This window comes from Niastella vici (assembly GCF_002077945.1).
GTDB lineage: Bacteria > Bacteroidota > Bacteroidia > Chitinophagales > Chitinophagaceae > Niastella > Niastella vici.
Genome location: NZ_LVYD01000102.1, coordinates 20,995 through 46,835 on the forward strand (window position 1 = coordinate 20,995; position 25,841 = coordinate 46,835).

Sequence of the window (25,841 nt, forward strand, 5' to 3'; positions counted from 1 at the left end):
TTTTAAGAAAAGGCCACCATAAAAACGAAAGCCCGGCCTCCGCTATTTGTTACCCTAGCTTTGGCCGGACTTTTCAGAGATGGCAGATCTTCTCAATTAATATTATAGGTTTCCTCGTAATTCCTGTTCCCGTTCAATGGCTTCGAACAGGGCTTTGAAGTTTCCTTTGCCGAAACTTTTAGCACCCTTGCGTTGAATGATCTCGAAGAAGAGGGTCGGCCTGTCTTCAACCGGCCGGGTGAATATTTGCAACAGATACCCTTCATCATCGCGATCGATCAAAATGCCCAGCTCCCGCAGCGGGGCCAGGTCTTCATCAATATGCCCCACCCTGTCGAGCACCTCATCGTAATACGATGTTGGCACTTTCAGGAATTCAACACCACGGTCGCGCAGGGTTGTCACCGTTTCAATAATATTATTGGTGGCCAGGGCTACGTGCTGGCATCCTTCGCCATCATAAAAATCGAGGTATTCTTCAACCTGTGATTTTTTGCGGCCTTCTGCGGGCTCATTGATGGGGAATTTTACAAACCCGTTGCCATTGCTCATGACCTTGCTCATGAGGGCGGAGTATTCGGTGGATATATCCTTATCATCGAAGCTCAGGATGTTGCGGAAGCCCAGCACTTCTTCATAAAAGCCAACCCATTTGTTCATTTGGCCCCAGCCTACATTGCCCACGCAATGGTCAACATACTGCAGGCCGGTTGAGGTTGGGTTGTATACCGTTTTCCATTCTGTAAAACCCGGCATAAAAGCGCCTTTGTAATTCTTTCTTTCCACAAACAAATGAATGGTATCGCCATAGGTATGAATGCCGCTGAGCACTACTTCGCCCTGGTCATCTTTAAGGCGGGTAGGTTCCATATAGCTTTTGCCGCCGCGGCTGGTGGTCTCTTTCCAGGCCTGGGTGGCATCGGGTACCCGCAGGGCCAGTACTTTTACGCCATCGCCATGTTTGTAAATATGATCGGCCATGGGGTTGTTGGCGCGTAAGGGAGTGGTGAGCACAAAGGTGAGTTTGTTTTGCCTGATGGCATAGCTGGCGCGGTCTTTTACCCCGGTTTCAGGACCGGCATAGGCCAGGGATTGAAAGCCGAAGGCGGTTTTGTAAAAATGGGCGGCCTGTTTGGCGTTACCGACGTAAAACTCCACGTAATCGGTTCCTTCCAATGGTAAAAAATCGGTTTGCGTACCGGGCGCAGCCGCCATTAATGTCTTTGACATGCAATTTTTGTTTTAATGGTACAAATAGAAATAATACCGTACTGCAACAACGTTCTCATTGCAGTGTAGAATAGAATTGTAAGTGTGGGAATATCACGAATGACTGTCCATAGCCAATGCTTCCATCAGCAGGCAATAGCCCATGCGTTTGTCGTTAAATACCTTATGCGGGTAATCGGGTTGCATTTGATACATCAAAGATAGAATTTTTGCAGAAAGTGCATAAAAATCAAATTAATAGGGGTATTTAGCCACCTCCCCCCACTTCCTTATCTTTGCCGCTTAACTAAATACTAACCATGCAAAAAATTGGTATCCTTGGCGGGGGGCAGCTGGGCCGAATGTTATTACAGGCCGCAGCCAACTATCCCGTTGAAACTTTTATCCTTGAAAACGACGCCGAATGCCCCGCAGCCCATTTGTGCCATCATTTTGTAAAGGGCGATATCCGCAATTTTGAGGATGTGTACAATTTCGGGAAAAATCTGGATGCCATTACCATTGAAATTGAATCGGTGAATGAAGAGGCGCTGGAAAAACTGGAACAGGAAGGCGTACGGGTATACCCCCGCCCCTCGGCCCTGCGCACCATAAAAAACAAGATCCTTCAAAAGCAATTCTATAAAGAACAACAGATCCCCACTTCACAATTCCTGGTAACCCAGAACCTGGCCGAACTGCGGGCCAATGCCGGCTTTTTGCCTGCCGTTCATAAGGTGGGTGTAGGTGGTTATGATGGCCGCGGCGTACAACTGCTAAAAACAGCTGATGACCTCGCAAAAGGCTTTGATGCGCCGGCGGTGCTCGAAAAAATGGTGACCATTCAGCGCGAAATATCGGTGATCATTGCCGTCAATGATAAAGGCGAAAATGCAATTTATCCTCCGGTTGATATGATCGTCGATAACCGCCTCAACCTGCTCGATTACCAGTTGAGCCCGGCCGAGCTCGTCGAAAAAACATTATGGAAAGTAGAAGCTATAGCTTTAGCTGTAGTAAAAGGATTAAAAAGCCCTGGTATTTTTGCGGTTGAATTATTCGTTGATAAAGGGGGCGATGTTTTTGTAAATGAAACGGCTCCACGCGTTCATAACAGTGGCCATCATACTATAGAAGCCAATTACAGTTCGCAATTTGACATGTTGTGGCGCGTTATGTTGAAATATCCATTAGGAAATACCGATCACATTTTGCCTGCTGCCATTGTAAACCTGGTAGGCGCCGAAGGCTTTGAAGGGGAAGCTAAATACGAGGGGCTGGAAGAAGTACTTCAAATGGAAAATGTATTTGTTCATCTCTATGGAAAAAAACAAACGAAGCCTGGCCGCAAGATGGGGCATGTAACCATCGTCAGTAAAGAAAAACAGGATTTGACGTATAAAGCGAACAGGATTAAAAACATATTAAAAGTAGTTAGTTAACACCCGTTCTGCCTGCCGTTCATCTCTTTTTAGATATACTACCTTACTTAAAACATTAATTTTGCGGGCGTAAGCAAGCGTGAGATGGTCCGCCAGCCGGCGGACCGTTTCATGTTTCACGATTAAACCAACATAGATGAACCGTAATAGCCGGACTGTAATTGGATTTGTTCTATCCCTCATTTTTATTTCCTGCAAAAGCGAGAAAAAAGACAATTCCCCTGCTGCTGGTGGTCGTGATGGCCGCGGCGTCGATCGTCCCGTACAGGCAGAAGCATTTATAGTAAAAGCCAAAGCCCTCAGCGAAAATCTTGAAATTCCCGGAACCCTGCTGCCCTTTGAAGTAACAGAGATCCGGCCCGAAATTTCGGGCCGCATTGTTGCATTAAATATGCAGGAAGGAAGTTTTGTTCAAAAAGGAGCCTTGCTGGTAAAACTGTTTGATGGCGACCTGCAGGCATCGCTTAAAAAGTTAGAAGTACAATTGCAGATAGCGCAAAAAACTGCTGAACGGCAAAAACAATTGTTAGATATTCAGGGTATCAGCCAGCAGGAATATGACCTCAGCGAATTGCAGGTGAGCAACCTGAAAGCCGATATCGACCTTACAAAAGTGAATATCAGCAAAACCGAGATCAGGGCGCCTTTTGCCGGGCGTATGGGATTAAGGAATATCAGCAATGGCGCTTATATTAGTCCTACTACCCTGCTTACTACCATTAGCCAGGTAAACCAGTTGAAACTGGAGTTCACGGTGCCTGAAAAATACAGCGAAGCCATGCGCAGAGGCCGTCAGGTAAGCTTTACCATAGCAGGCGCCGATGCTATGTTCAATGCTACCGTGCTGGCAACGGAATCGAATATTGAAGCTACCACGCGTACCCTTAAAGTGAGAGCGGTTGTACAGGGCAGGCATAACCTGCTGGTGCCCGGTGCGTTTGCCAAAGTGGCTTTACAATTAGGAAAGAACGACCACTCGCTGATCGTTCCTTCGCAGGCTGTAATTCCGCAGGCGCGTAACAAAAGCGTGATCGTTTATAAAGGTGGTAAACCCAACTTTACCGTAATTACCACCGGTATTCGCGATTCATCCTATGTGCAGGTACTCGATGGCGTGAAGGAAGGAGATACCGTTATTACTACGGCTTTACTTGCTATACGTCCCGAAAGTAAAATCAAATTATCAAAAGTTCAATAAGCGATTTTCAGATGAAATGAGCCATAAAATTTTCGGGCTATCCTACTGTGTTGCGATGGAAATTTTATGGCGAATTCTCCCGATAGCTGTCGGGGACCAAAATAAAATAATCATTTTCAGATGAACATTTCGGAATTAAGTTTACGGCGGCCGGTGTTGGCAACGGTACTGAACATCCTGATCGTATTGTTCGGGGTGATCGGTTTTACCTTCCTGGGCGTTCGTGATTATCCGGCCATTGATCCGCCCAACGTAAGTGTGCGCACGAGCTATCCCGGCGCCAATGCCGACATCATAGAATCACAGATCACCGAACCACTCGAAAAATCAATTAATGGTATTGCGGGTGTAAGAAATATAACTTCAACCAACAGCCAGGGTGTAAGCAGCATTAACGTGGAGTTTGACCTGAGTATTGACCTCGAAGCTGCCGCCAATGATGTGCGTGATAAGGTTTCCCAGGCCATACGTTCTTTACCTACCGACCTTCCTGCCCCGCCTGTAGTGGCCAAGGCTGATGCCAGTTCTGATGCCATTATTTCCATGACGGTGCAAAGCAATACGCGCAACCAGTTGCAGATAACTGAATATGCCAATAACGTGCTGGTTGAACGGTTGCAAACCATTCCCGGTGTGAGCGCCATTCAAATATGGGGCGAAAAGCGGTATGCCATGCGTATCTGGTTCAACCCCGCCAAACTGAGCGCCTATGGATTAACGCCTGGCGATGTACAGGCAGCGATAGCCAGAGAGAATGTGGAATTACCTTCGGGTAAAATTGCCGGTAATAAAACGGAGTTAACAGTTCGCACCTTTGGCCGGTTATCAACGGAAGAAGATTTCAACAATGTTATTGTAAAGAATGTAAACGGAAGCGACATCCGGTTGAAGGATGTGGCAGAAGCGGTGTTAGGCCCCGAAAATGAAGAAACCGTTTTGAAGGAAAGCCGTATTCCCATGATAGCGCTGGCCCTGGTACCGCAACCGGGCTCCAATTATGTGGCCATTTCAAATGAGTTTTACAAACGGCTTGGCCAGCTTGAAAAAGAGGTGCCCGCCGATATCAAGCTGGGTATTGCGCTCGATCAAACCAAATTCATTAAAAAGTCTATTTCGGAAGTAGAAGAAACATTGATCATTTCGCTGATACTGGTGGTATTGATCATTTACCTGTTCTTCCGCAGCTGGCTGATCGCCTTCCGGCCACTGATCGATATTCCCGTTTCACTGGTGGGCGCCTTCTTCATCATGTACGTAAGCGGCTTTACGATAAATGTGCTATCGCTGCTGGGTATTGTACTGGCTACCGGCCTGGTGGTGGATGATGGTATTGTGGTTACCGAAAACATCTTTAAAAAGATGGAAGAAGGGATGAACAAATACCAGGCTGCCCGGGAGGGTTCAAAAGAAATTTACTTTGCGGTTATTGCCACTTCTATTACGCTGGCCATTATCTTTTTACCGATCATCTTTTTGCAGGGTTTCGTAGGCCGCCTGTTCCGCGAATTTGGTATTGTAGTGGCTGGTGCGGTATTGATCTCTGCGATTGTATCGCTTACCCTTACGCCGGTATTGAATGTGAAGCTTACCCGCGATGTGCATAAACACAGCTGGTTCTATCATAAAACAGAACCCTTCTTCCGCTGGATGGAAAGTGGTTATCACAATTCGCTGAAAAGGTTTATGCGGCTTCGCTGGATTGCCTGGGTAATTGTGGCAGCTTGCGCCGTCATCATTTACTTTATAGGTGGCAGCCTGAAATCAGAGCTGGCCCCCATGGAAGACCGCAGCCAGTATCGTTTAGCGGTTACTGCGCCCGAAGGTACCTCCTATGATTATATGGATTCATACATTGACCGGTTAACACAATTTGTGATGGATTCGGTGCCCGAATCCAAAACCAATCTTAGTATTGTGGCACCTGGTTTCAGTGGTTCCGGTGCTACCAATACCGGTATGGTACGTACAACGTTGAGCGACCCCGATCAACGAACACGTTCGCAACAGCAGATCGTTGACATGATCAACCGAAATCTGAATAAGTACTCCGATGGTAAAGCATTTGCCATTCAGGAACAAACCATTTCGGTGAACCGCCGGTCGGGATTACCGGTGCAGTTTGTTATTCAAAACAATGATTTTGACAAAATAGCCACGGTGCTGCCCAAATTCCTGGAAGAGGCGAATAAGAGCCCGGTATTCCAGGGTGTGGATGTGGACCTGAAATTCAATAAACCCGAGGTCAATATTGAAGTGGACCGTATAAAAGCCAGTCAGCTGGGGGTAAGTGTTTCGGATGTATCGCAAACCCTGCAACTGGCGCTGAGCAACCTGCAAATGGGATATTTTTACCGCTCGGGTAAACAGTATTCTGTGATTGGCCAGGTAGCCCGGAACGACCGTGACGACCCTACCGACCTCAAGAATATTTATGTGCGCAATAACCGGAATGAGATCATTTCGATCGATAACCTGGTGAGCATGCGCGAGCAAACCACGCCCCCCACCCTGTACCACTTTAACCGGTATAAATCGGCCACCGTTTCAGCGGGCGTAGCCCCAGGTCATACATTAGGTGAGGGCATTCAGGTAATGCAGGATATTGCGAAGAAATTGCTGGATGATTCCTTTGCCACTTCCCTCTCGGGCCCCAGCCGCGACTATGCAGAAAGCTCTGGTAACACTTCTTTTGCCCTGTTTTTGGCATTGGGACTGATCTTCCTGGTACTGGCAGCCCAGTTTGAAAGTTTTATTGATCCTATTGTGATCATGATCACGGTGCCTATGGCCTTTGCGGGCGCCCTGTTATCCCTGTGGTTGTTCGACCAAACCATCAACATTTTTTCACAAATTGGCATGATTATGCTTGTAGGGCTGGTTACCAAGAATGGTATCCTCATTGTGGAGTTCGCCAATCAGAAACAACTGGCAGGTTTAAGCAAACGGGATGCGGTAATTGAAGCTGCAAGTGCCCGTTTACGGCCGATCCTCATGACGAGCCTGGCCATGACCCTGGGTGCATTGCCACTTGCCTTGTCACTGGGGGCTGCTTCTACAAGCCGTATACCGCTGGGTATAGTGATTGTGGGTGGTATCATGTTTTCTTTGATCTTAACCTTATATGTTATACCTGCCGTGTACTCGTACCTGTCGCGCAAAAAGAAGAAAAGCGAACTGGAATTGATGGATGATAAGGATTTGCATAGGGCGTAATTGAATGGTTACCGGTAACTTAGAAAATACTTATGAAATTTGTTTTTATAATTTTCGTTTGCCTGGGAATAGCAACCCAAATTGAAGCGCAACAGCAACTAACCCTTGAGGATGCCATTGCTGCTGCTTTGAAAAATAACTATGACATTTTATTGAGCCGGAATGATTCCACTTCCTATGCGCTGGACCGTTATTATTCGTTTGCAGCTTTTATACCGCAACTGAATGCAACGGGAGCCATTGTGTGGAATAACAATAATCAACAATTAAAGTTTGCCAGCCGCACCACGGGTAAAGACAGCCTGGTTACCCGCAATGGCGTTCGTACCACCAATAACAGCTACTCAGTTAACCTGAGCTGGACGCTGTTCGATGGTATGAAGATGTTTGCCACCCGCGAAAGGCTTATTGAGCAGGAGACGCTGGGCGGCCTCACCGTGAAAGAACAGATCGTGAACAGCGTGGCCGCTGTGATCAACAATTATTATAACATTGTTCGTCAGAAGCAGCAACTGGAAGCAATTGATTCGCAAATGATCGTTTATGAAACCCGCGTACAGCTGGCCGATAGGAAATTGTCGGCTGGCCTTGGCAGCAAACCCGAATTGTTGCAGGCAAAGGTTGACTACAATGCACAAAAAGCTGCGCGCATAACCCAGCTATCGTTGATAGCCCAGTTACGCGATCAGTTGAACCAGTTGATCGGTTTTAAACAGGGTTCGGTATATGACGTTACCAATAGCATACCGCTGAATATGTCGCTACAGTATGGCGAGTTTGCCCAACAATATGAAAAAACGAACCTGGGGTTGCAGGTGGCCAAAAAGAATATAGATATCGCCAGCATTAGCGTAAAGGAGCAAAAGGCCGGTTTATGGCCTACCCTTTCCTTCAATTCTGCCTATAATTTTACTTCTACCAATAACAGCGTGGTGGTAAACCAGAATCAGCCCTTTTTTAACCAGAACAAAGGTTTCAACTACGGGTTTGGTTTAAATGTGCCTATTCTGAATGGCTTCAATACCCACCGCCTCATCAGGCATGCGCAAATAGGTTTGCAATACCAGCAGGTGAATTATGAAAAGCAACGGTCGCTGGTTGATGTGGGTATCAGCAATGCTTTTAAAGAATATGAATTGCAGAAGCAATTGCTCGACCTCGAAGATGACAACATCATTCTGGCGAAGGAGAATGTGGCCATTTCCGTGGAGCGGTTAAAACAAGGAGTAACCACCTCGCTTGAATTGCGCGAAGCCCAGAAAAGCCTGCAGGATGCCTATATCCGTTTAATTTCTGCCCGGTATAATACAAAAGTGGCGGAAACCGAGCTGTTACGGTTAAGAGGCGATTTGTTGCATTAGATCCTTCGGCTCGGCCCAGGACAAGCATGCTCAGGGCCAATTTCGCTTAGGACAAGCCCTTCGACCCTCCCTCAGGGCAGGCCCGCACTGTACAGGCCTGCCCGGTACATTGGGCTTGTTAACATAATTTTCTTTTCTTTGCGATTCAACTTACTCATTTTATGGATCCAAAGGTGGGAATAATCATGGGCAGCGACAGCGATTTGCCCATAATGCAGGCAGCGGCAGAGGTATTGCGGAGTTTGGGTATTTCATTTGAATTGACCGTGGTTTCGGCCCATCGTACGCCTGTGCGTATGATGGAGTATGCTACAAAAGCCCGGGAAAGAGGACTGAAAGTGATCATTGCCGGCGCCGGCGGCGCCGCTCATTTGCCCGGTATGGTAGCCTCCCTCACCCCCTTGCCGGTGATCGGCGTCCCCATTAAATCGTCGAACTCAATTGATGGCTGGGATTCTGTATTGTCTATTCTACAAATGCCTAATGGCATACCAGTTGCTACAGTAGCCCTGAACGGGGCTAAAAACGCTGGTATACTGGCGGCCTCCATTATTGGTTCATTTGATGAACATATTGGTAATCAGGTAGCAGCCTATAAGAAGAAACTGGAAGAAGAGGTATTGGTAAAGATTGAAAATCTGAAAAAACAAGGGTGGGAGAATAAATTTGATTAGGGAATCTTATTTCATCCTTGTAATTTGCGCGCGGTATGAAACTCAAATTGCTCGACTATAGAGAAGTTCCGGATTTGCCCGTTGGCTCAAACCTTGAATTTTTTAATGAAACCCTGTACCTGGTTGATGATGATGCCAGCGACATGGTTGCCTTCAACAAGAAATGGCAAACACTGGCCATTCATAAATTGCTGGGGCACGACGATCCCCAAATTCTGCCCGGGTCAAAGTCAGATTTCGAAGCAACTACCATCGTTGTGGTGAATAGTATTCCCCGCCTGCTGGTATTGGGTTTCGATATAAAAGACAGTCATCACAAAGCCATTTTGGTGAACCTCGATGACTATACCAAAGAAGAATTCGACATCTCTGAATTTTATAACCGGTTAAAAGCAACTGTAGGGGTATTCAATATTGAATCGGCCGCCATAGTGCTGGGTAAACTGATCTTATGTAACCGCGATCATAAAACTGCTCCCGAAAACCACATCATAGTTACTGATGCTGATTTCTACAAGAACCAGGCAAATGCCGAGATCACCACAGTAAGTTTTGACTTACCCCAAACACCGAACCAGGTGGTAGGGTTATCGGGCCTGTCCTATTCTTACAAGAACGACTGGCTGGTGGTTACCCTGTTGTCAGAAAGCGCTGGTAAAGATCACACAACCACGGGCGATAGTTACCTGGCCGTTATTGAGAACGCTTCCCGCAAGGTAGTTCGTAAAAAAATGAAGGTGAATTCGCTGTTCCACCTGAATGACCTGAGCGAAGGTTTTGTGGGTTACAATATGAAGTCGGTTTGTATTCGCAATGAAAAAAGCAGCAGGTTGAAATTGTACCTGCTGGCCGATAATAAGGCGGGAAAGAATGGCGTGTTTACGGTGCGGGTTAAAGAATAAGAAAAGAAGCTTGAAATAATAACAGAACGTCCCGATGCATCGGGACGTTTTGCGTTTAGCTTTCTTCCAGAATAACAAATTCCTGCTCTATTGTAAGTGAATGCCGGTGTATAATTTGAATAAATTCCTTTCCCCACAAGGCATACCAGGGCATAAAGTTATCGACCCGTTCCTGCAAACCATTTCGGGGAAATATTGCCGAGCGAACAGTGTGAATTTGCCGTTGTTCGGTTTCGTATTTCCTTTTTTCAGCGCGAAGCAATTTCTTTTCCAGCTCCTCCAGGGGTTTCAACGTTCGGGCCTGCAGCGCTTCCACATGTTGTAATAACGACCTGTCGATATTCGCCGCTTTATTTTTCAATAATTCATACAAATGTGTGGCCGCTTCCAGTTCATGTTGCAGCTTCAGTTCGCCATTCTTATGCCTGCTTACCAGCAGGGTAAGCAATTCCTGTTCGGGTTGAAAGAAGTCTTTCGGTTGCAAACCCAGCCGTTCTATCTTTTCCTGCCACTTCTTCTCTACTATCAGAAATGAATTGCGCAGTATCAATACCGGGAATGGCACCTTGTAGTGCTCAAACAGGTCTTTCAGTTCTAACCAGTAAGCTGTTTCACCGCCCCCGCCTACAAAGGCAATATTGGGTAGAACCGTTTCCTGGTACAGGCCGCGCAGGATCACGTTCGGGCTGAACCGTTCGGGATAATTGGCCAGCTCGACCAGTATTTCTTCCCTGGAAAAACTTAACTGTGTATTTCTTACTTCAAACTTTGAATTTTTGAATTCGATGAGCTCGCGGATATTATCCCTGAGGTAAAACAAATTAATATCCCGCGGGTGCGCCTGTGCTTTGTATTGTTGTGATAATTGTTCAATGGTCTTCACCACTATCGATGCCGGTGTTTGTTGCAACAGGTCTTCGCGAAAAACCGGTTCCATCACCTTTTTCAGGTTGGCATTATCGGGTAGTATCACGATCAAACCATATTCAGCAAATAAAGCGTTGATGAGTTTGAAGGTGGCGGTTTGTATATCGGGACTTTGTAAATAGCAGGTGCGCAGCAATGCTATCAATTCTTTTCCATAAGGCTGAACCGATAATTCGCCTTCAATGCGATGGATCAGTTTATCGAGGCCCTTTGTTTGCATGCGGCCCACGGCGCCGGTTTGTTTTGTTTCCCACACCAGCTTTTCGCCACCGAGGTACACATGCCCCAGCTCATCGAGGTCGGCATCTTCACTTCCCATCCAGAATACCGGCACAAAATGGTTGGCAGGAAATTCCTGCTTCATCCGTTCTGCCAGTTTTATGACATGTAATATTTTATAAACGAAATACAGGTTACCGGTAAAGATGGCCGGCTGATGGGCCGTGGTAACCGTAAATGTATTGGGTTGTAATAATTGTTGTATGTTCTGCTGCACAAGGGCCGTTGTATCGACACCCGTATATTGTTTTTGTAATTCCGTTACCAATAATGGCCGGTTGGGTTGTGCGGCCTGCCGCGCCTGTATAGCGGCACCTAAACCATCCAATGATACGGGGTGCTTATAAAAAGGTTGCAGGGCCGGCGCCAGATTAAGATAATCTGTAATGATCTTTGAAAAATAACCGGTTTGCTCAAATGATAAGTTAGTAGAATTACAATCCATAATTTAGGAAATGCGAACATAAAAGTACTATCAACTGCACGATTGCCATAACTGATCGTCAATTTTAACGTTCCATTGCTACTTTAGTTCATATGCCACGATCTTATTTTTCCAGAAAGTGGGAACATATACGATCCTGTTTTTGGCATCATAGCCTATATCGGCCGTATTGATCTTTTGTTCGCGGGTATCGAGTAAATTTTGTTTGGTGCCATCCCCGTTCACATACCAGATGGAGCCGGCCCAGCAGCTAACCACATAATCTTTTCCCTGCACGTGTTCTACCCCATCGGTACCGCCTTCCATACCATCGGCCAGTTTGGTGAGGCTTTTATCTTTTTCCACTTTATACAAACCGCCGGCATCCAGCACAAAGAGGTCGTTGCCGTTGATCAATACGCCGTTGGGACCTTTCATATTCTCGAGCCAGGTGGTAACCCGACCGTTCTCAATACGGTGCACTTTTTTGTTTTTGGAGTCTGATACATAGATCACGCCTTTTTTGTCGACTGTAAGATCATTCAAACCCTGTGCGCCTTCAACAGGAATGGTTTGAACAATGGCGCCTTTTTTTATATCGATCACCGCCACTTTATCAACATCTGCCACATACAGGTTGTTTTTATACAGGCCCATGCCTTTGGGCGCCTGCAAACCGCTTACCCAATCAACGGTGATGATCCTGCCATCGAGCCCTACTTTGCCTACAGAACCCTTGTTGTCTTTTTCCCAGGGCTGTCCGTCAATATTGGTAACATATAAGATCTTATTATCTGCGTCGTATAAAACAGATTCAGGTACTTTCAGTAAGGTATCTGTTTCCCATTTTTTAACCAGCTGGTGTTGTTGGGCGTTGGCCAGCATGGTTGTAATGATGATGGAACCGGTAATAAGGTATTTTTTCATATGTAACTTTTTTGAGGAGGGTAAAGATAAGGGAAAGCCCTCTAACCCCCCTAAAGGGGGAATAAGTACATTGTTACCGGTTACTGGCAGTTTGTTACAAGGTTCACGTTACAAGGCAAAGCAAACTTATAACTGTATTTACCCTGCAACCTGGAACCTGCAACGTATTCTTTGCTTTAAAATCTTTCAGGCTTAAATGCGGCTACACCGATAGTAGTTTTCTTCTTACCAACCAGCTCTTCTACTAACTTTCCGGTTGCGGCAGCCAGTGACAGCCCCAGCATGGCGTGCCCGCCGGCAATCACCAGGTTGTTGTATTTGCTGTGATGGCCGATATACGGCAATCCATCGGGGGTAAGCGGACGTAACCCGTACCAGATCTTTTCCTTAGGCATAACGTCAACAGGAAGATCGGGATAATAGGCTTTGGCGCCGTTATAAATGGCATGAGCGCGTTTTACCAGTAAGGGCGAATTGAGCCCACTGATCTCCATGGTGCCACCCATGCGCAGGTCGGCCCCCATTGGTGTCATGGCCACTCGTTTATCGACCAGTATGGCGGGGTAACGCAGGTTGCGCTGCACTTTTTCATACGTCATGCTATAGCCTTTACCGGCTTGCAATAACAGGGAAACGCCCAGTTTTTCACTTACTACCGGTAACCATGATCCGCTGGCCAGTACCAGTTGCGAACAATTAAATTTGCCTTTGTCGGTAATAACGGCTGTAACCGTGCTGCCGCTTTTCTCAAAACCGGTTACCGTTGTATTCAACTGCAGTTTTACACCCGCTTTTTGCAAATGATCTTTCAGTGTGCGCATAAAATCGCCAGGGTGCATATGACAGTCTATGGGGTACAATACCCCACCCTTTACATCAACCTGTACATCGGGTTCCATCGCCTGCACTTCCTGTGCGTTCAGAATTTTGGTGTCAATATGCAAGGCTGCGGCTTCTTTTGCGAGTTCTATTTCATGTTTTTCAACCGCGGCTGATTTATATAACATGAAACATCCGATCTCCTGCATACGGAACTGGTTGCCCAGTTCATTCTTAATATCGCTGGTGAGCTCGCGGCTTAAGTGCAGGATATCATTTAAGGCGGGAACGTTTTGTTTTACCGTTTGTGCATTGGCCTGTTTCCAGAAGGTCATTAACCACCTGACGAGATCGAGGTTAAGGCGGGGTTTTATATAAAACGGACTGGTTGAGCTCAGCATCCAGCGTAAACCCTGTGCTACTATGCCGGGGGTTGCCAGCGGTACAAAGTGACTGGGCGATACATACCCTGCATTGCCAAAGGATGTGCCGTCGGTAATATCTCCTTTTTCTATAACCGTAACTTCATAACCTTCTTTCTGCAGGTAATAAGCACTGCAAAGACCAATTACGCCTGCTCCAATGATTGTGACCTGTTTGCTCATGAATAGACTTTAGTGGTATAGTATAAATTTTGAATGATAAAAAACAGGTTACCGGTTGCCAGTTACCGGATACCGGGCTTCAATTTAAAGGCAGGCTGATTACAGGCAAGCTCTCCGAACTAAGGGCCTGGTAACCGGAAACCGGTAACTGGTAACTGCCATCTTCTAACTGGTACCCTGCTCAAAGTACCAGGAACCCGTATGCATACGGATCATCATCGGGATCAATGGAAATAGTATTGTAACCATATACCTTTGCCCAGCCTTCAATGCTGGGGCGGATCGCGGGTTTGCCATCAACCGTGGTTTCTTCTTCAATACGCCCAATGAACTGCGACCCTATGATACTTTCATGTACAAAGGCATCGCCTTTTTTCAATTTGCCTTTTGCATACCATTGCGCCATGCGGGCCGAGGTGCCGGTTCCGCAGGGAGAACGGTCAATGGCCTTATCGCCATAAAAGACCGCATTGCGCGCCGTAGCATTTTTATCGATCACCGAACCTGTCCATAAGATGTGCGAACAACCATTGATGGTCGGGTTCTCCGGATGTACAAACTGGTATTGCGCGTTGATGCGTTTGCGTAGTTCGCGCGCCCAGGCAATCAGCTGATCGGCGCCATAATGTTCAAGCCCTTTGAAATTGGCCTGCACATCAACGATGGCATAAAAGTTACCGCCATAAGCTACATCAATGGTGAGTTCACCGAGATCGGGCGATACTACTTTCAATCCTTCTGCTGCCAGGTAGGCCGGAACATTGGTGAGCCTAACGCTTTTTACTTTCTTTCCTTCCTGTTTATAGCTGATCATTACCAGTCCGGCCGGCGTTTCCAAACGAACCGTGCCCGGCACTTTGGGGTTGATCAGGCCTTCTTCAATGGCAATGGTGATAGTGCCAATAGTGCCGTGACCGCACATGGGTAAACAACCGCTTGTTTCAATGAACAGTACGGCGATATCGTTTTGCGGATCATGCGCCGGATAAAGAATGCTGCCACTCATCATATCGTGGCCGCGGGGTTCAAACATCAGTCCTTTGCGGATCCAGTCGTATTCTTTTAAAAAATGCTGGCGCTTCTCGCTCATGTTCTTTCCTTCTAAAACGGGACCACCGCCGGCTACCAGCCGTACCGGGTTACCGCAAGTATGTGCATCGATACAGAAAAAAGTTTTTTTCATGAAAATGTATTTGCAGGCCCGCTCAGCGTAAATTTCATTCATGAACCGCGGGTAAAGTAGTAAAAAAATAGTGATGAAAATAGTTTTCTATGCCGCAGAAAGCCGCAGTGGTGAATGGTGAGTGAGTGCCCGAAATTTTTAAGCTGCTCCTATTCCGCGGCTTCACCCATTACTCATAACTCACGGCTTTACTTCGTCCTTCGTTACCACATCATTCACTGTACGCCAGATGTTGAGCGGGTTGCCGTTCTTCAACTCAGGGGGCAACAAACTATCTGACCAGTTTTGATAAGCGATGGGCCGGGCAAACCGTTTAATGCCATCAGCGCCTACAGAAGTGAAACGCGAATCAGTAGTTGCAGGGAATGGTCCGCCGTGATGCATGCTCAAACATACTTCTACCCCGGTTGGAACACCATTTACAATAAACCGCCCACAGATATTCTTTACGGCTTCTACCAGTTCCTCATTGGCCAGCATATCGTTATCGGTGGCCATCAGCGTAGCGGTCAATTGTCCTTCGAGATGACGAACCACTTCAAGCAATTCATTTTTGTCTTTACAACGAATAACAATGGAATATGGGCCAAATACTTCCTGGTGTAAGATGGGATTATTGAGGAAGGCTTCGCCACTGGCAGAGGCGATGGTGGGCGCGCCCTGGTTGGCGGCAGCCTGTACTTCGCTTACAGCTATCGTTTGTACCTGTGGTTGCGACAGGGCGCGGCGGCTGTTCTCAATATAATTTTTTGAAATGCCGGGGTGCAACATAGTGCCGGGGCTCATTGTTTTGATCTCATTGCCCAACGTGGTAATGAACTGTTGCAACTCATCGCATTCAATACCGACAATCAAACCCGGATTGGTGCAGAACTGACCCACCCCTAATGTAATAGATCCGGCATATAATTTAGCCACCTCAATGGGTGATTGTTTCAGTTTTTCGGGGAGCAGGAACACCGGGTTCACACTGCCCATTTCAGCAAACACCGGTATGGGTTCCTTGCGTTGGTTTGCCCAGTCGAACAGGGCTTTGCCACCCAGGTATGAACCGGTAAAGCCAACTGCTTTGGTATGGGGATGCGTCACCAATGCCTTTCCTACTTCCTGTGAAGCGCCATGCACGTGTGCAAAAACACCATTGGGCATATTGCATTTGCCGGCTGCTTTCAGAATTGCCTGCGCTACCAATTCAGAAGTTTGCGCATGCGCCGGGTGTGCTTTTACAATAACCGGACAACCGGCTGCCAGGGCACAGGCAGTATCGCCACCTGCGGTAGAATAGGCGAAAGGAAAATTACTGGCGCCAAAAACGACAACCGGCCCCAGTGGGATCAGCATTTTGCGGATATCTGGTTTGGGCGGTGTTTTACTGGTATTAGCTGTATCTATTCTTGCTTCCAGCCACTCTCCTCTTTCGCATGCATCGGCATAACTGGTTAGCTGGTACATGGTTCGTGCCCTTTCGTTGCGCAAACGGGCTTCGGGCAAATTGGTTTCGCGCATGGCGGTGTGAATGAGTTCATCGCCTGCATTCTCCAGCTCTGCTGCAATGCTGCGCATAAAATGAGCCCTGTCTTTTAACGAATACTTCCTGTATTGATGAAAAGCCTGCCATGCGGTGTTCAACACCTGGTTTATTTCGTGTTCAGCTGCATCTTTAAACATAGTACATGTATTTACCGTTGTATCGGATTACAAAGGTATTATACATTCCTTTAACCGCTAAACCTGCGTGAAATATTGAAATCAAATAGATAATAATGGTTAAGTGTTGGGGAAGTTTTTGCCCTTCGACTCTGCTCAGGGCAAGCTGCTAATGCCTCGGGTCCTGAGCGGGCCTGCTTTGAGCGCAGCTTCAGCGTCGAAGAACGCCGGAATTAACAGGAAAGAAAGAAGTTCTTTCTTTCCCTGTTAAAGAACTCCGGGTTATGCTGTATGCACAGCATATAGAAAATAATCAGAACCTAAACCCTCATTAAGAGAGTTGCTACTAACTAATGAAGCATATTAACCTGGTCCAAATTTACCGGCTAATTAAGGTATTAAATACATTTTGTTTGTGTATTTATTATATTTTTTTGTTAATGGTATGTCACATTTATTTAATTAATTAGGACTGCAAACGAATAGGTAGTCCCTATAAAAAAGAGGCAGGCACAAGAAGGTTTTGTGCCTGCCAGGTGTGGTATAATCAGTAATTAATTGTCGCACTACTAAATTATTCCACTGATCCGGAGTTGATCTGATCCGAACAGATCTTCCGGATCTGCCATTGCCCCCAATTGAGCCAATTAGTAAACTATTGATTAACGGGTTATTGATTGATGGTTGTCCAATGCGCCATTATTGTATTTACAATAATTTCAGGGCGAAGGTATAGTTAATTAAAGGTGGTAGCAATACAACGAAGTGGTAATTCGGTTACAGTTATAGGTTGTTATAAAGAAAAAACGCTATCCGGCAATTGCCAGACAGCGTCTTAATATTATGTTTTAATCACGCTTATTATTCTACCACTTCACCTTCGAGGTCATAGTCGTATGCCTTGGTGATCTTTACATTTACAAATTCACCAATGGCCAGTTTCTTTGTGCTGTTTATGATCACTTCATTATCTACTTCCACACTGTCGAATTCAGTACGGCCCAGGTAACGGCCCGATTCTTTTTTATCGATAAGTGTTTTGAATGTTTTGCCTACTTTTTCCTGGTTCTTCTCAAAGCTGATGTCCTGCTGTACTTCCATCACTTCCTGTGCCCGTAATTCTTTTTCTTCGTGCGGAATATTGTCTTCCAGATCATGTGCGGTGGTGCCTTCTTCATGTGAATAGGTGAAGATGCCAACGCGATCGAACCGGTGTTGTTGCAGGAACGACTTTAACGACTCCACATCATCGCGTGTTTCGCCCGGGAAACCGGCTATAAGTGTTGTGCGCAAACAAATGCCAGGCACTTTCTCCCGGATGGCGCTGATGAGCTCATTCATTTCTGCCTGGGTTATCTGGCGCTTCATGGCCCTGAGCATATTATCGCTGGCATGTTGCAAAGGCATATCGAGGTAATTGCAAATGTTATCGCGTTCGCGCATTACATCGAGTATTTCAAGGGGGAATTTAGAAGGATAAGCATAATGCAGCCTGATCCATTCCAGTCCCTTTACATCTGCCAGCCGGTTTAACAGGTCGGGCAGCATGCGTTTTTTATAAATGTCAAGGCCATAATAGGTCAGCTCCTGGGCAATGAGCATTACTTCTTTTACGCCTTTCTTCACCAGTGATTCCGCTTCTTTTACCAGGTCTTCAATAGACTTGCTGACGTGTTGCCCGCGCATAAGCGGAATGGCACAGAACGAGCAGGTGCGGTTACAGCCTTCCGAAATTTTCAGATAGGCATAATGGGTAGGCGTTGCCAGTAAACGTTCGCCCAGCAGTTCTGCTTTATAATCGGCTTCAAATTGTTTCAGGATCAGTGGCAGCTCCATGGTGCCGAAATAGGCATCTACTTCAGGAATTTCTTTTTCGAGGTTGTTTTTATAGCGCTCGCTGAGGCAGCCGGTCACATACACTTTATCGAGCTGGCCGCGGCGTTTGCGTTCTACCTGTTCAAGAATGGTATTAACCGATTCTTCCTTGGCCTTATCAATAAAACCACAGGTGTTTACAATAACAATATTGTGGTCGAGTTTCTTGTTTTCATGTATCACCTCGATATCATTCGCTTGTAACTGACCGCTCAATACTTCACTGTCGACCATGTTCTTGCTACAGCCGAGCGTAATGATATTAACCTTATCCTTTTTATGTGATCTTACTTTCATATATAAGGGCGCAAAGGTACTAAAGAAAGAGCCAGCACCCAAGGATAAGGCCCCTGGCATAAAAATCGACCTTTCCGGGCAAAACCGGTTATTGGGTATTTTTGATTACCACTCAACAATTGTTAATCCTTTGTGTTTTTGCGGGTTTAGCTGTAATATTGCGGGGATTTTGGCTTGAGGATTAAGTGTTTACACTTGTTTTTTATCTACAAGCGATTTGGCATAGTTTTTTGCGTATTGGCATATTCTTTTTAACCTGTTAATGACCAAACACAGATATTTATGAAAAAAATCGTAGCTCTACTAGGTTTATTGGCCCTTTTAACCGTTTCCCGTACCCATGCTCAGTCAATGGGATCTGAGTATCGCACCGCTATTGGCGCCAAATTTTGGCCAGGTGCTCTTACTATAAAGCATTTTATTAAAGATGATGCTGCGTTGGAAGGCATTGCCTACTTCTGGGAACACGGTTTTCGCTTTACCGGCCTGTACGAATTTCATGGAGATATTAACAGTGCTCCTGGTTTAAAATGGTATGTTGGACCCGGTGCCCACATTGGCTGGTATAACAATGGTTACTGGTATCATGATCATTACTATGATGATGGCGCCGCTTCTTTTGGTATTGATGGTGTACTGGGATTAGATTACAAGTTCAGGGGTGCTCCCATTGCCATGAGCCTTGATATCAATCCTTATTTCGAATTCCTTCACCATCCTTATGCTAATGTTTGGGGTGGATTGGGCATTAAGTTTACCTTCTAGGACTGAAAATCATTACAAATAAAAACGTCCCGCTACTATAACGGGACGTTTTTATTTTATATATGCTGCTATTTGTGAAGCAGTTTACATTGTATCAGCATGCCAACCGGAGCAGGTTCCCGTAAGTGGCACGGGAACTATAAGACTGTTTTTTGTTTGTATCACGTACGCTCGCCCTACTCCAACTTAAACAAACTATCAACAAACTCGTGTTTGTCGAATACCAGCAGGTCTTCCATTTTTTCGCCCACTCCAATGAACTTAACGGGTATTTTAAATTGATTGGCGATGGCCAGTACCACGCCGCCTTTGGCCGTTCCATCGAGCTTAGTGATGGCCAGGGCTGTTACATCGGTAGTTGCAGTAAAGTGTTTGGCCTGTTCAAGCGCGTTTTGTCCGGTTGAACCGTCGAGCACGAGCAGTACTTCGTGAGGCGCTTCGGGAATCTGTTTTTGAACAACCCGGCGAATTTTGCCCAGCTCATCCATAAGATGGGCTTTGTTGTGTAACCGGCCGGCCGTATCAATGATGATCACATCAACGCCTTTGGCCAGTCCGCTTTGCACGCTGTCGAAGGCTACTGAGGCCGGGTCGGAACCCATGGCCTGTTTTACGATGGGGACGCCTACCCGCTCGCTCCAGATGGTGAGCTGGTCAACTGCCGCCGCGCGGAAAGTATCGGCAGCACCGAGGAGTACTGATTTCCCCGCTTTTTTAAAATTATAAGCCAGCTTGCCAATGGTGGTGGTTTTACCCACACCGTTCACGCCCACTACGAGAATGACGTAGGGTTTGGTGGGCAGCGTTGTATTGAAATTATAGCTGTTACTCTCCGGCGCATCAACCAGCACCGCTTCAATTTCCTGTTGTAACAGGCGGTTCAGCTCAGTGGTATTGAGGTATTTATCTTTTGCTACGCGCTGTTCTATGCGTTCAATTATCTGCACGGTGGTATCAATGCCCACATCGGCGCTTACCAGGGCATCTTCGAGGCTATCGAGTACCTCTTCATCTACCGAACTTTTGCCGGCAATGGCCTTGGTGATCTTTGACAGGAAACCCTCTTTTGTTTTTTGTAAACCCTGGTCGAGCGATTCCTTTTCTTTTTTACCAAACAACTTCCCGAGAAAACTCATTTTCCTGATTTTAAGGCTAAGATAATTGATTTACAAGTGTTGTAATTATTTAGTGACCGGGTTATCCCTACGGGATAATCGAAAAAGGGTCGCCTGTTGCCAGCACTTCCCACTACGGGATAATCGAAAAAGGGTCGCCTGTTGCCTGCACTTCCCAGCTGCCTTCGGCAATTTCGCCATCCAGTTCATGAAGATCCCACCCGCAATAGCCAAGGAATAGCCGGCAATCTTTTTCAGTAAGGGAGTGATTGTCAATATTTTTTACGGCCAATTTAAAATCTCCGCCCAGGTAAATGTTGCCGTTAACCAGTATACCGCCTGGTATCAGGTCGGGGCGCTGATGAATAAAGTACAAATGCTCCTGGTCAACCGGCCCGCCCAAATGTATGGGGAAGGGCCGGTTGTTTTTGAACTCAACCAATTCATTCAGCTTTCTGGGAAATTTTTGATTGACCACAAAGCCCATGGCCCCTTTTTCGTTGTATTCGGTTATAAAGATCAACGCATTTTCAAAGAAGGTATCGTTTAACAGGGCGGTGCTTTTTAAAAAGAGTCCTGGTTTCATACAATGAAGATTTAACGATCGAGGATTATGTTGGCAATAGATAGTTCATCAATTTCTGAACCAGCCTGAGTAGGGAAAGCAAAAAAGCTCCCCGATACGTCGGGGAGCTTAGATAAGATACTTCCTTACCCAAATTATTTTCCAGCTAAGAAATCCTTAACCTTGTCTTTGTGTACGATAGATTCTTTGAAGGTATATGCACCAGTCTTTTCGCTACGTACAGCACGTATTACCTTCGTCCAGTTTTTTGCTTCAGCTGCTGCTTTAGCATCTTTGGTTTTCGCGTTCTTAGAAGCTGCTTTTGCCATGATTCTAATTTTTGAGAATTAGTCCCGATTCTGCCGGGACAAACTATTTACATGTATCTATGAGCCTGCCATGTTGGGCCGGGCCACAGCGTACACTATTTAATTTCTTTGTGAACCGTTACCTTTTTCAGGATCGGGTTGTATTTTTTCAGCTCCAGACGCTCTGGAGTGTTCTTTTTGTTCTTTTTAGAAATATACCGGCTGGTACCAGGCATTCCACTGTTTTTGTGCTCAGTACATTCCAAAATTACCTGAACTCGGTTACCTTTCTTTGCCATTGTTATAACGCTTTTAAGTTAATTAGATTTTTTCACCCTTAGCGCGCAGTTCTTTCACTACGGGCATCAAACCTCTTTTGTTAATGGTACGAATACCTTCAGTTGATAACTTCAGGGTGATCCATTTATCTTCTTCGGCCAGGTAAAAACGTTTTGTTTGCAAATTCGGTAAAAACCTACGTTTGGTTTTAATGTTGGAATGTGAAACTTTGTGCCCAGTTACGGGAACTTTACCTGTCACCTGACATACTCTAGCCATGACGCATAAAAATTTAGGACGGCAAAGGTCGGAAAATCTATGGATTCCACAAATTAATACCAAACTATTTTTGCAGTTTTTTCAACACCTGTGGATATGTTGGCCTTGGAAATGTGCAATTTAGTAAAAAAGGGCAAGTTATACACATTTGGCGGGCCTCAAATGGCTTCCGGATCGGCCGGAGAGCTGAAAAGGGAGCGGTGACGGCGCCGGTTCCAACCAAATTCCCTGCTTTCCCTGAATTTCGGGGTGGAAGCCCTTCTCTCCCATTTTATAGAGAAAACACAATCTTTCACCCTATCCGATTTAATAATTACTTAATTTAATTTTAATTTACGCCGTCTCACCTTTGGCAGAACATCTTCATACCCAATCGTATGAGGAGATCATCCAGGCACAGGATTTAATACATATCTAAAACCTTTAAATGGAATTTCCGGGGGAGTTCTGCCAAAACAAATTATGATCACACAGATGAAACGTAAGACCATTGCGCGGGATATTAGTTGGTTGTCTTTTAATGCCAGGGTATTACAGGAGGCTGCTGACCCAAGTGTGCCTCTGCGGGAAAGGATCAAGTTTTTAGGCATCTTCTCCAATAACCTCGATGAGTTCTTCAGGGTACGGGTAGCCACCCTTAAACGCATGACCGAAGTGGGTAAAAAGAACATGCACATGGAAGTGGCGCCCAACCGCATTCTCGATGAAATTCAACAGATAGTACTGGAACAACAGGCCGAATTCAACCGCATTTGGGAGGGGGTGCATAAAGAGCTCGAGAAAGAAAAGATCTTCCTGATCACCGAAAAGGCCCTTAATAAAGAGCAGCAGAAATTCGTTCAAACGTTTTTTGAGGAAGAAGTGCGCAGCAATACCATTCCGCTCATGATCGAAAGTATTCCGCATTTTCCCTACCTGCGCGAAAAATCAATTTACCTGGGCGTGGTGCTTTCCCGAAAGGATGGCACCCTGAAACGGAAATATGCCCTTATTGAAATTCCGGCCAAAGTAAATGGCCGGTTCATTCAATTGCCTTCCCCGCCGGGCGAGAGCCATATAATATTACTGGAAGATGTGATCAGGTTCAACCTGAAAAGCATTTTCTCCTATTTCGGCTACGACCGCCATGCTTCCTGGGTGTTTAAGGTTACCAAGGATGCCGAAATTGATATGGACAGCGATATTTCAACCAGTCTTATTCAAAAAATAGAAAAGGGGGTGCGCAACCGCCGGAAAGGAAAACCCGTGCGGTTCGTATTCGATAAAAATATAGATGCCGGCCTGCTCGATTACCTGATCCGCAAGCTGAACCTGTCGCGCAAAGACAGTTTGATCCCCGGCGGCCGCATCCATAATTTCCGCCATTTTATGGATTTCCCCGATGTATTTGAGAAGAAAGGGCACCGGAAACGGTCGTTCATACACCCTATGCTCAAAAACGCCCTGCGGGTAACGGATGTAGTTCAGCAAACAGACGTGATGCTGAATTTTCCGTACCATTCCTTCCATCCTATCATTGATCTGCTGCGCGAAGCGGCCATTGACCCCGATGTTACATTAATAAAAATAACCGCCTACCGGCTGGCCAGCAATTCAAAAGTGATCAATGCCCTCATCAATGCCGTGCGCAATGGTAAACAGGTAACAGTGATGCTCGAGCTGCGGGCGCGGTTCGATGAAGAGAACAACCTGGAATGGAAACAACGGCTGGAAGATGAAGGCGTAAAAGTGCTGATCAGTATTCCCGATTTGAAGGTACACGCCAAATGCTGCCTTATTAAAAAGCGGGTAAATAACCACACCATTCATTATGGCTTTGTAAGTACCGGTAACCTGAACGAAAAAACAGCCACCGTTTACGGCGACCACTGCCTGCTTACGGCCGACCGTCATATTATGGCCGATGTAAACCGCATCTTTAACTTTTTGGAGAAACCCAAAGAAGGGATGCATTTTTTGAAGGCCTGTAAAACCATCATCCCCTGCCCTACTGATCTGCGGAAAGAACTGCTGAAGCTTATAAGCCGGGAAATAAAATTTGCCAAAGAAGGTAAACCGGCAGGCATAATTTTAAAGATGAATTCCCTGAGCGATGAAGCCCTGATCGAAAAGCTGTATGAAGCGGCAAGGAGTGGTGTGGAAATAAAGCTCATCATAAGGGGTATTTTCTGCATGTATACCGAGAACTCGAAGTTTAAAAAAAACGTAAAAGCGGTGAGTATTATTGATGAGTACCTCGAACATGCGCGGGTATTTATTTTTCATAATAATGGGAATGAAAAAGTTTATATATCCTCGGCCGACTGGATGGTACGCAACCTCGACCATCGTGTAGAGGCTACCTGCCCGGTTTTTGATGAGAATATTAAGAAAGTGTTGAAAAATATCCTGGAAATACAACTTAGTGATAATGTAAAAGCCAGAATTTTGGACAATGAACTGAGTAACCGGTATGTGCGCGACAGAAAACATAAGAAAGTTCGGTCGCAGGTAGATATATATAATTACTTACATCAAAAAAGCAACGTGATACCCGGTGTGCAGCATCCAATAATTACAGAAACAGTAGTTATTGGCGAGGCTCCGGCGGTATAAACCAACACATGAAACTGGCGGCTATTGATATTGGCAGTAATGCGGCAAGATTGCTGATCTCTGATGTTATTCTTTCCAATAACAAGCGACCGCAATTTCAAAAGGTGAACCTGGTGCGGGTACCCCTGCGCCTGGGCTTTGATGTGTTTGATCAGCAAAAGATCTCGAAAGAAAAAGAGGATATGATCATCAACACCATCAAGGCCTATAAACTGCTGATGGATGCATATGGCGTGCAATATTGCAAGGCTGCCGCCACATCGGCCATGCGCGATGCCAGCAATGCAAACGAAATACTGGCAAGGGTTAAAAAAGAAACGGGTCTCAGCATTGAAGTGATCACCGGCGATGCAGAGGCTTCGCTCATTTATGAGAACCACATTGCCGAAAACCTCGATAAAAACCATACGTATTTATATATTGATGTAGGCGGTGGCAGCACCGAGCTAACGTTTTTTGCCTATGGCCGGCAGGTGTTCAAGCGCAGCTTCAATATTGGCACCATCAGGTTGCTGAAAGACCAGGTTGATGATTTTACCTGGAGCGAAATGAAAGATTTTGTAAAACGCGAAACAAAGCCCTATACCGATATTATAGCCATTGGTTCGGGCGGTAACATTAATAAGATATTTTCCCTCAGTAAACGAAAAGAAGGCAAACCTTTGCAATTGCAGCTGCTGAAGGATTATTACAAGGAGTTCAGCAGTTTTTCGGTGGCCGACCGCATACGCATTTATAAATTGCGCGAAGACCGCGCCGATGTAATTGTTCCTGCACTGTTCATATATGTTAATATTATGCGCTGGGGGAATATTGAAGATATCTTTGTGCCGAAGATCGGTTTGGCCGATGGCTTAATTCAGCACTTATATGATGAGTTGAAAGCAAAAGGCCAGTTAGTCAATTATTAAGTTCGTTAGTTTTAAGTTAGTTTGCAAGTGCTTTAGTTCGAA

21 protein-coding genes are annotated in these 25,841 nt (G+C 45.8%); 9 read left to right on the forward strand and 12 right to left on the reverse strand.

Annotation, left to right across the window (positions count from 1 at the left end; translation table 11 throughout):
* Nucleotides 1-102: 102 nt before the first annotated feature.
* Nucleotides 103-1,230, reverse strand: coding sequence for a 4-hydroxyphenylpyruvate dioxygenase (gene hppD, locus A3860_RS34720; RefSeq protein WP_245843691.1), 1,128 nt, complete (start codon nt 1,228-1,230; stop codon nt 103-105).
* Nucleotides 1,231-1,529: 299 nt separating this feature from the next.
* Here hppD and A3860_RS34725 point away from each other — a divergent pair, with 299 nt between their 5' ends.
* The 6 genes from A3860_RS34725 to A3860_RS34750 all read left to right on the forward strand — a co-directional run bounded on the left by A3860_RS34725 (nt 1,530) and on the right by A3860_RS34750 (nt 9,999).
* A complete protein-coding gene (locus tag A3860_RS34725; protein WP_081155196.1) occupies nt 1,530-2,651 on the forward strand; it encodes a 5-(carboxyamino)imidazole ribonucleotide synthase in 1,122 nt (373 codons plus the stop codon).
* A 136-nt stretch (nt 2,652-2,787) separates the two neighbouring features.
* The gene (locus A3860_RS34730; RefSeq protein ID WP_081155197.1) at nt 2,788-3,849 is read left to right on the forward strand and encodes an efflux RND transporter periplasmic adaptor subunit; all 1,062 of its coding nucleotides are present in this window, start codon (nt 2,788-2,790) and stop codon (nt 3,847-3,849) included.
* A 120-nt stretch (nt 3,850-3,969) separates the two neighbouring features.
* Nucleotides 3,970-7,062 carry an efflux RND transporter permease subunit gene (locus A3860_RS34735; protein ID WP_081155198.1) on the forward strand — a complete coding sequence of 1,031 codons (3,093 nt, stop codon included), beginning with the start codon at nt 3,970-3,972 and terminating at the stop codon, nt 7,060-7,062.
* A gap of 32 nt (nt 7,063-7,094) precedes the next feature.
* On the forward strand, nt 7,095-8,423 hold the full coding sequence (locus A3860_RS34740) for a TolC family protein (protein WP_081155199.1): 1,329 nt from the start codon (nt 7,095-7,097) through the stop codon (nt 8,421-8,423).
* A gap of 161 nt (nt 8,424-8,584) precedes the next feature.
* Nucleotides 8,585-9,097: a 5-(carboxyamino)imidazole ribonucleotide mutase gene (gene purE, locus A3860_RS34745; protein ID WP_081155200.1), complete on the forward strand. Its 513-nt coding sequence runs from the start codon at nt 8,585-8,587 to the stop codon at nt 9,095-9,097.
* A gap of 35 nt (nt 9,098-9,132) precedes the next feature.
* Nucleotides 9,133-9,999: a DUF6929 family protein gene (locus A3860_RS34750; protein WP_081155201.1), complete on the forward strand. Its 867-nt coding sequence runs from the start codon at nt 9,133-9,135 to the stop codon at nt 9,997-9,999.
* A 55-nt stretch (nt 10,000-10,054) separates the two neighbouring features.
* Here A3860_RS34750 and bshC read toward each other — a convergent pair whose 3' ends face one another.
* The 6 genes from bshC to rimO all read right to left on the reverse strand — a co-directional run bounded on the left by bshC (nt 10,055) and on the right by rimO (nt 18,982).
* Nucleotides 10,055-11,650 carry a bacillithiol biosynthesis cysteine-adding enzyme BshC gene (gene bshC, locus A3860_RS34755; RefSeq protein WP_081155202.1) on the reverse strand — a complete coding sequence of 532 codons (1,596 nt, stop codon included), beginning with the start codon at nt 11,648-11,650 and terminating at the stop codon, nt 10,055-10,057.
* A gap of 78 nt (nt 11,651-11,728) precedes the next feature.
* Nucleotides 11,729-12,556: an SMP-30/gluconolactonase/LRE family protein gene (locus A3860_RS34760; protein ID WP_081155203.1), complete on the reverse strand. Its 828-nt coding sequence runs from the start codon at nt 12,554-12,556 to the stop codon at nt 11,729-11,731.
* Between the two features lie 176 nt (nt 12,557-12,732).
* Nucleotides 12,733-13,980: an NAD(P)/FAD-dependent oxidoreductase gene (locus A3860_RS34765; protein WP_081155204.1), complete on the reverse strand. Its 1,248-nt coding sequence runs from the start codon at nt 13,978-13,980 to the stop codon at nt 12,733-12,735.
* A 181-nt stretch (nt 13,981-14,161) separates the two neighbouring features.
* Nucleotides 14,162-15,163, reverse strand: a complete 1,002-nt coding sequence (locus tag A3860_RS34770; RefSeq protein WP_081155205.1) for a 4-hydroxyproline epimerase — start codon at nt 15,161-15,163, stop codon at nt 14,162-14,164.
* 180 nt (nt 15,164-15,343) lie between these two features.
* Nucleotides 15,344-16,831, reverse strand: a complete 1,488-nt coding sequence (locus A3860_RS34775; protein ID WP_081155206.1) for an aldehyde dehydrogenase (NADP(+)) — start codon at nt 16,829-16,831, stop codon at nt 15,344-15,346.
* An 840-nt stretch (nt 16,832-17,671) separates the two neighbouring features.
* Entirely contained in the window at nt 17,672-18,982 is a 1,311-nt protein-coding gene (gene rimO / locus A3860_RS34780; protein ID WP_081155454.1) for a 30S ribosomal protein S12 methylthiotransferase RimO, read from the reverse strand.
* A 282-nt stretch (nt 18,983-19,264) separates the two neighbouring features.
* On the opposite strand from rimO, the gene A3860_RS34785 reads away from it, so the two are divergent.
* Nucleotides 19,265-19,747, forward strand: coding sequence for a hypothetical protein (locus A3860_RS34785; RefSeq protein ID WP_143774420.1), 483 nt, complete (start codon nt 19,265-19,267; stop codon nt 19,745-19,747).
* Nucleotides 19,748-19,923: 176 nt separating this feature from the next.
* Here A3860_RS34785 and ftsY read toward each other — a convergent pair whose 3' ends face one another.
* The 5 genes from ftsY to rpmB all read right to left on the reverse strand — a co-directional run bounded on the left by ftsY (nt 19,924) and on the right by rpmB (nt 22,293).
* Complete coding sequence (gene ftsY / locus A3860_RS34790; RefSeq protein ID WP_081155208.1) at nt 19,924-20,883, reverse strand: signal recognition particle-docking protein FtsY; 960 nt, start codon at nt 20,881-20,883, stop codon at nt 19,924-19,926.
* 112 nt (nt 20,884-20,995) lie between these two features.
* Nucleotides 20,996-21,448: a YqgE/AlgH family protein gene (locus tag A3860_RS34795; RefSeq protein ID WP_081155209.1), complete on the reverse strand. Its 453-nt coding sequence runs from the start codon at nt 21,446-21,448 to the stop codon at nt 20,996-20,998.
* A 134-nt stretch (nt 21,449-21,582) separates the two neighbouring features.
* The gene (locus A3860_RS34800) at nt 21,583-21,756 is read right to left on the reverse strand and encodes a DUF4295 domain-containing protein (protein WP_081155210.1); all 174 of its coding nucleotides are present in this window, start codon (nt 21,754-21,756) and stop codon (nt 21,583-21,585) included.
* 95 nt (nt 21,757-21,851) lie between these two features.
* Nucleotides 21,852-22,034, reverse strand: a complete 183-nt coding sequence (rpmG, locus tag A3860_RS34805) for a 50S ribosomal protein L33 (RefSeq protein WP_081155211.1) — start codon at nt 22,032-22,034, stop codon at nt 21,852-21,854.
* 22 nt (nt 22,035-22,056) lie between these two features.
* Nucleotides 22,057-22,293, reverse strand: coding sequence for a 50S ribosomal protein L28 (gene rpmB / locus A3860_RS34810; protein ID WP_081155212.1), 237 nt, complete (start codon nt 22,291-22,293; stop codon nt 22,057-22,059).
* A 462-nt stretch (nt 22,294-22,755) separates the two neighbouring features.
* Here rpmB and ppk1 point away from each other — a divergent pair, with 462 nt between their 5' ends.
* Complete coding sequence (gene ppk1, locus A3860_RS34815) at nt 22,756-24,888, forward strand: polyphosphate kinase 1 (RefSeq protein ID WP_081155213.1); 2,133 nt, start codon at nt 22,756-22,758, stop codon at nt 24,886-24,888.
* An 8-nt stretch (nt 24,889-24,896) separates the two neighbouring features.
* Nucleotides 24,897-25,799 (forward strand): Ppx/GppA phosphatase family protein, encoded by a 903-nt coding sequence (locus A3860_RS34820; RefSeq protein ID WP_081155214.1) that lies wholly within the window; start codon nt 24,897-24,899, stop codon nt 25,797-25,799.
* Nucleotides 25,800-25,841 lie beyond the last annotated feature (42 nt).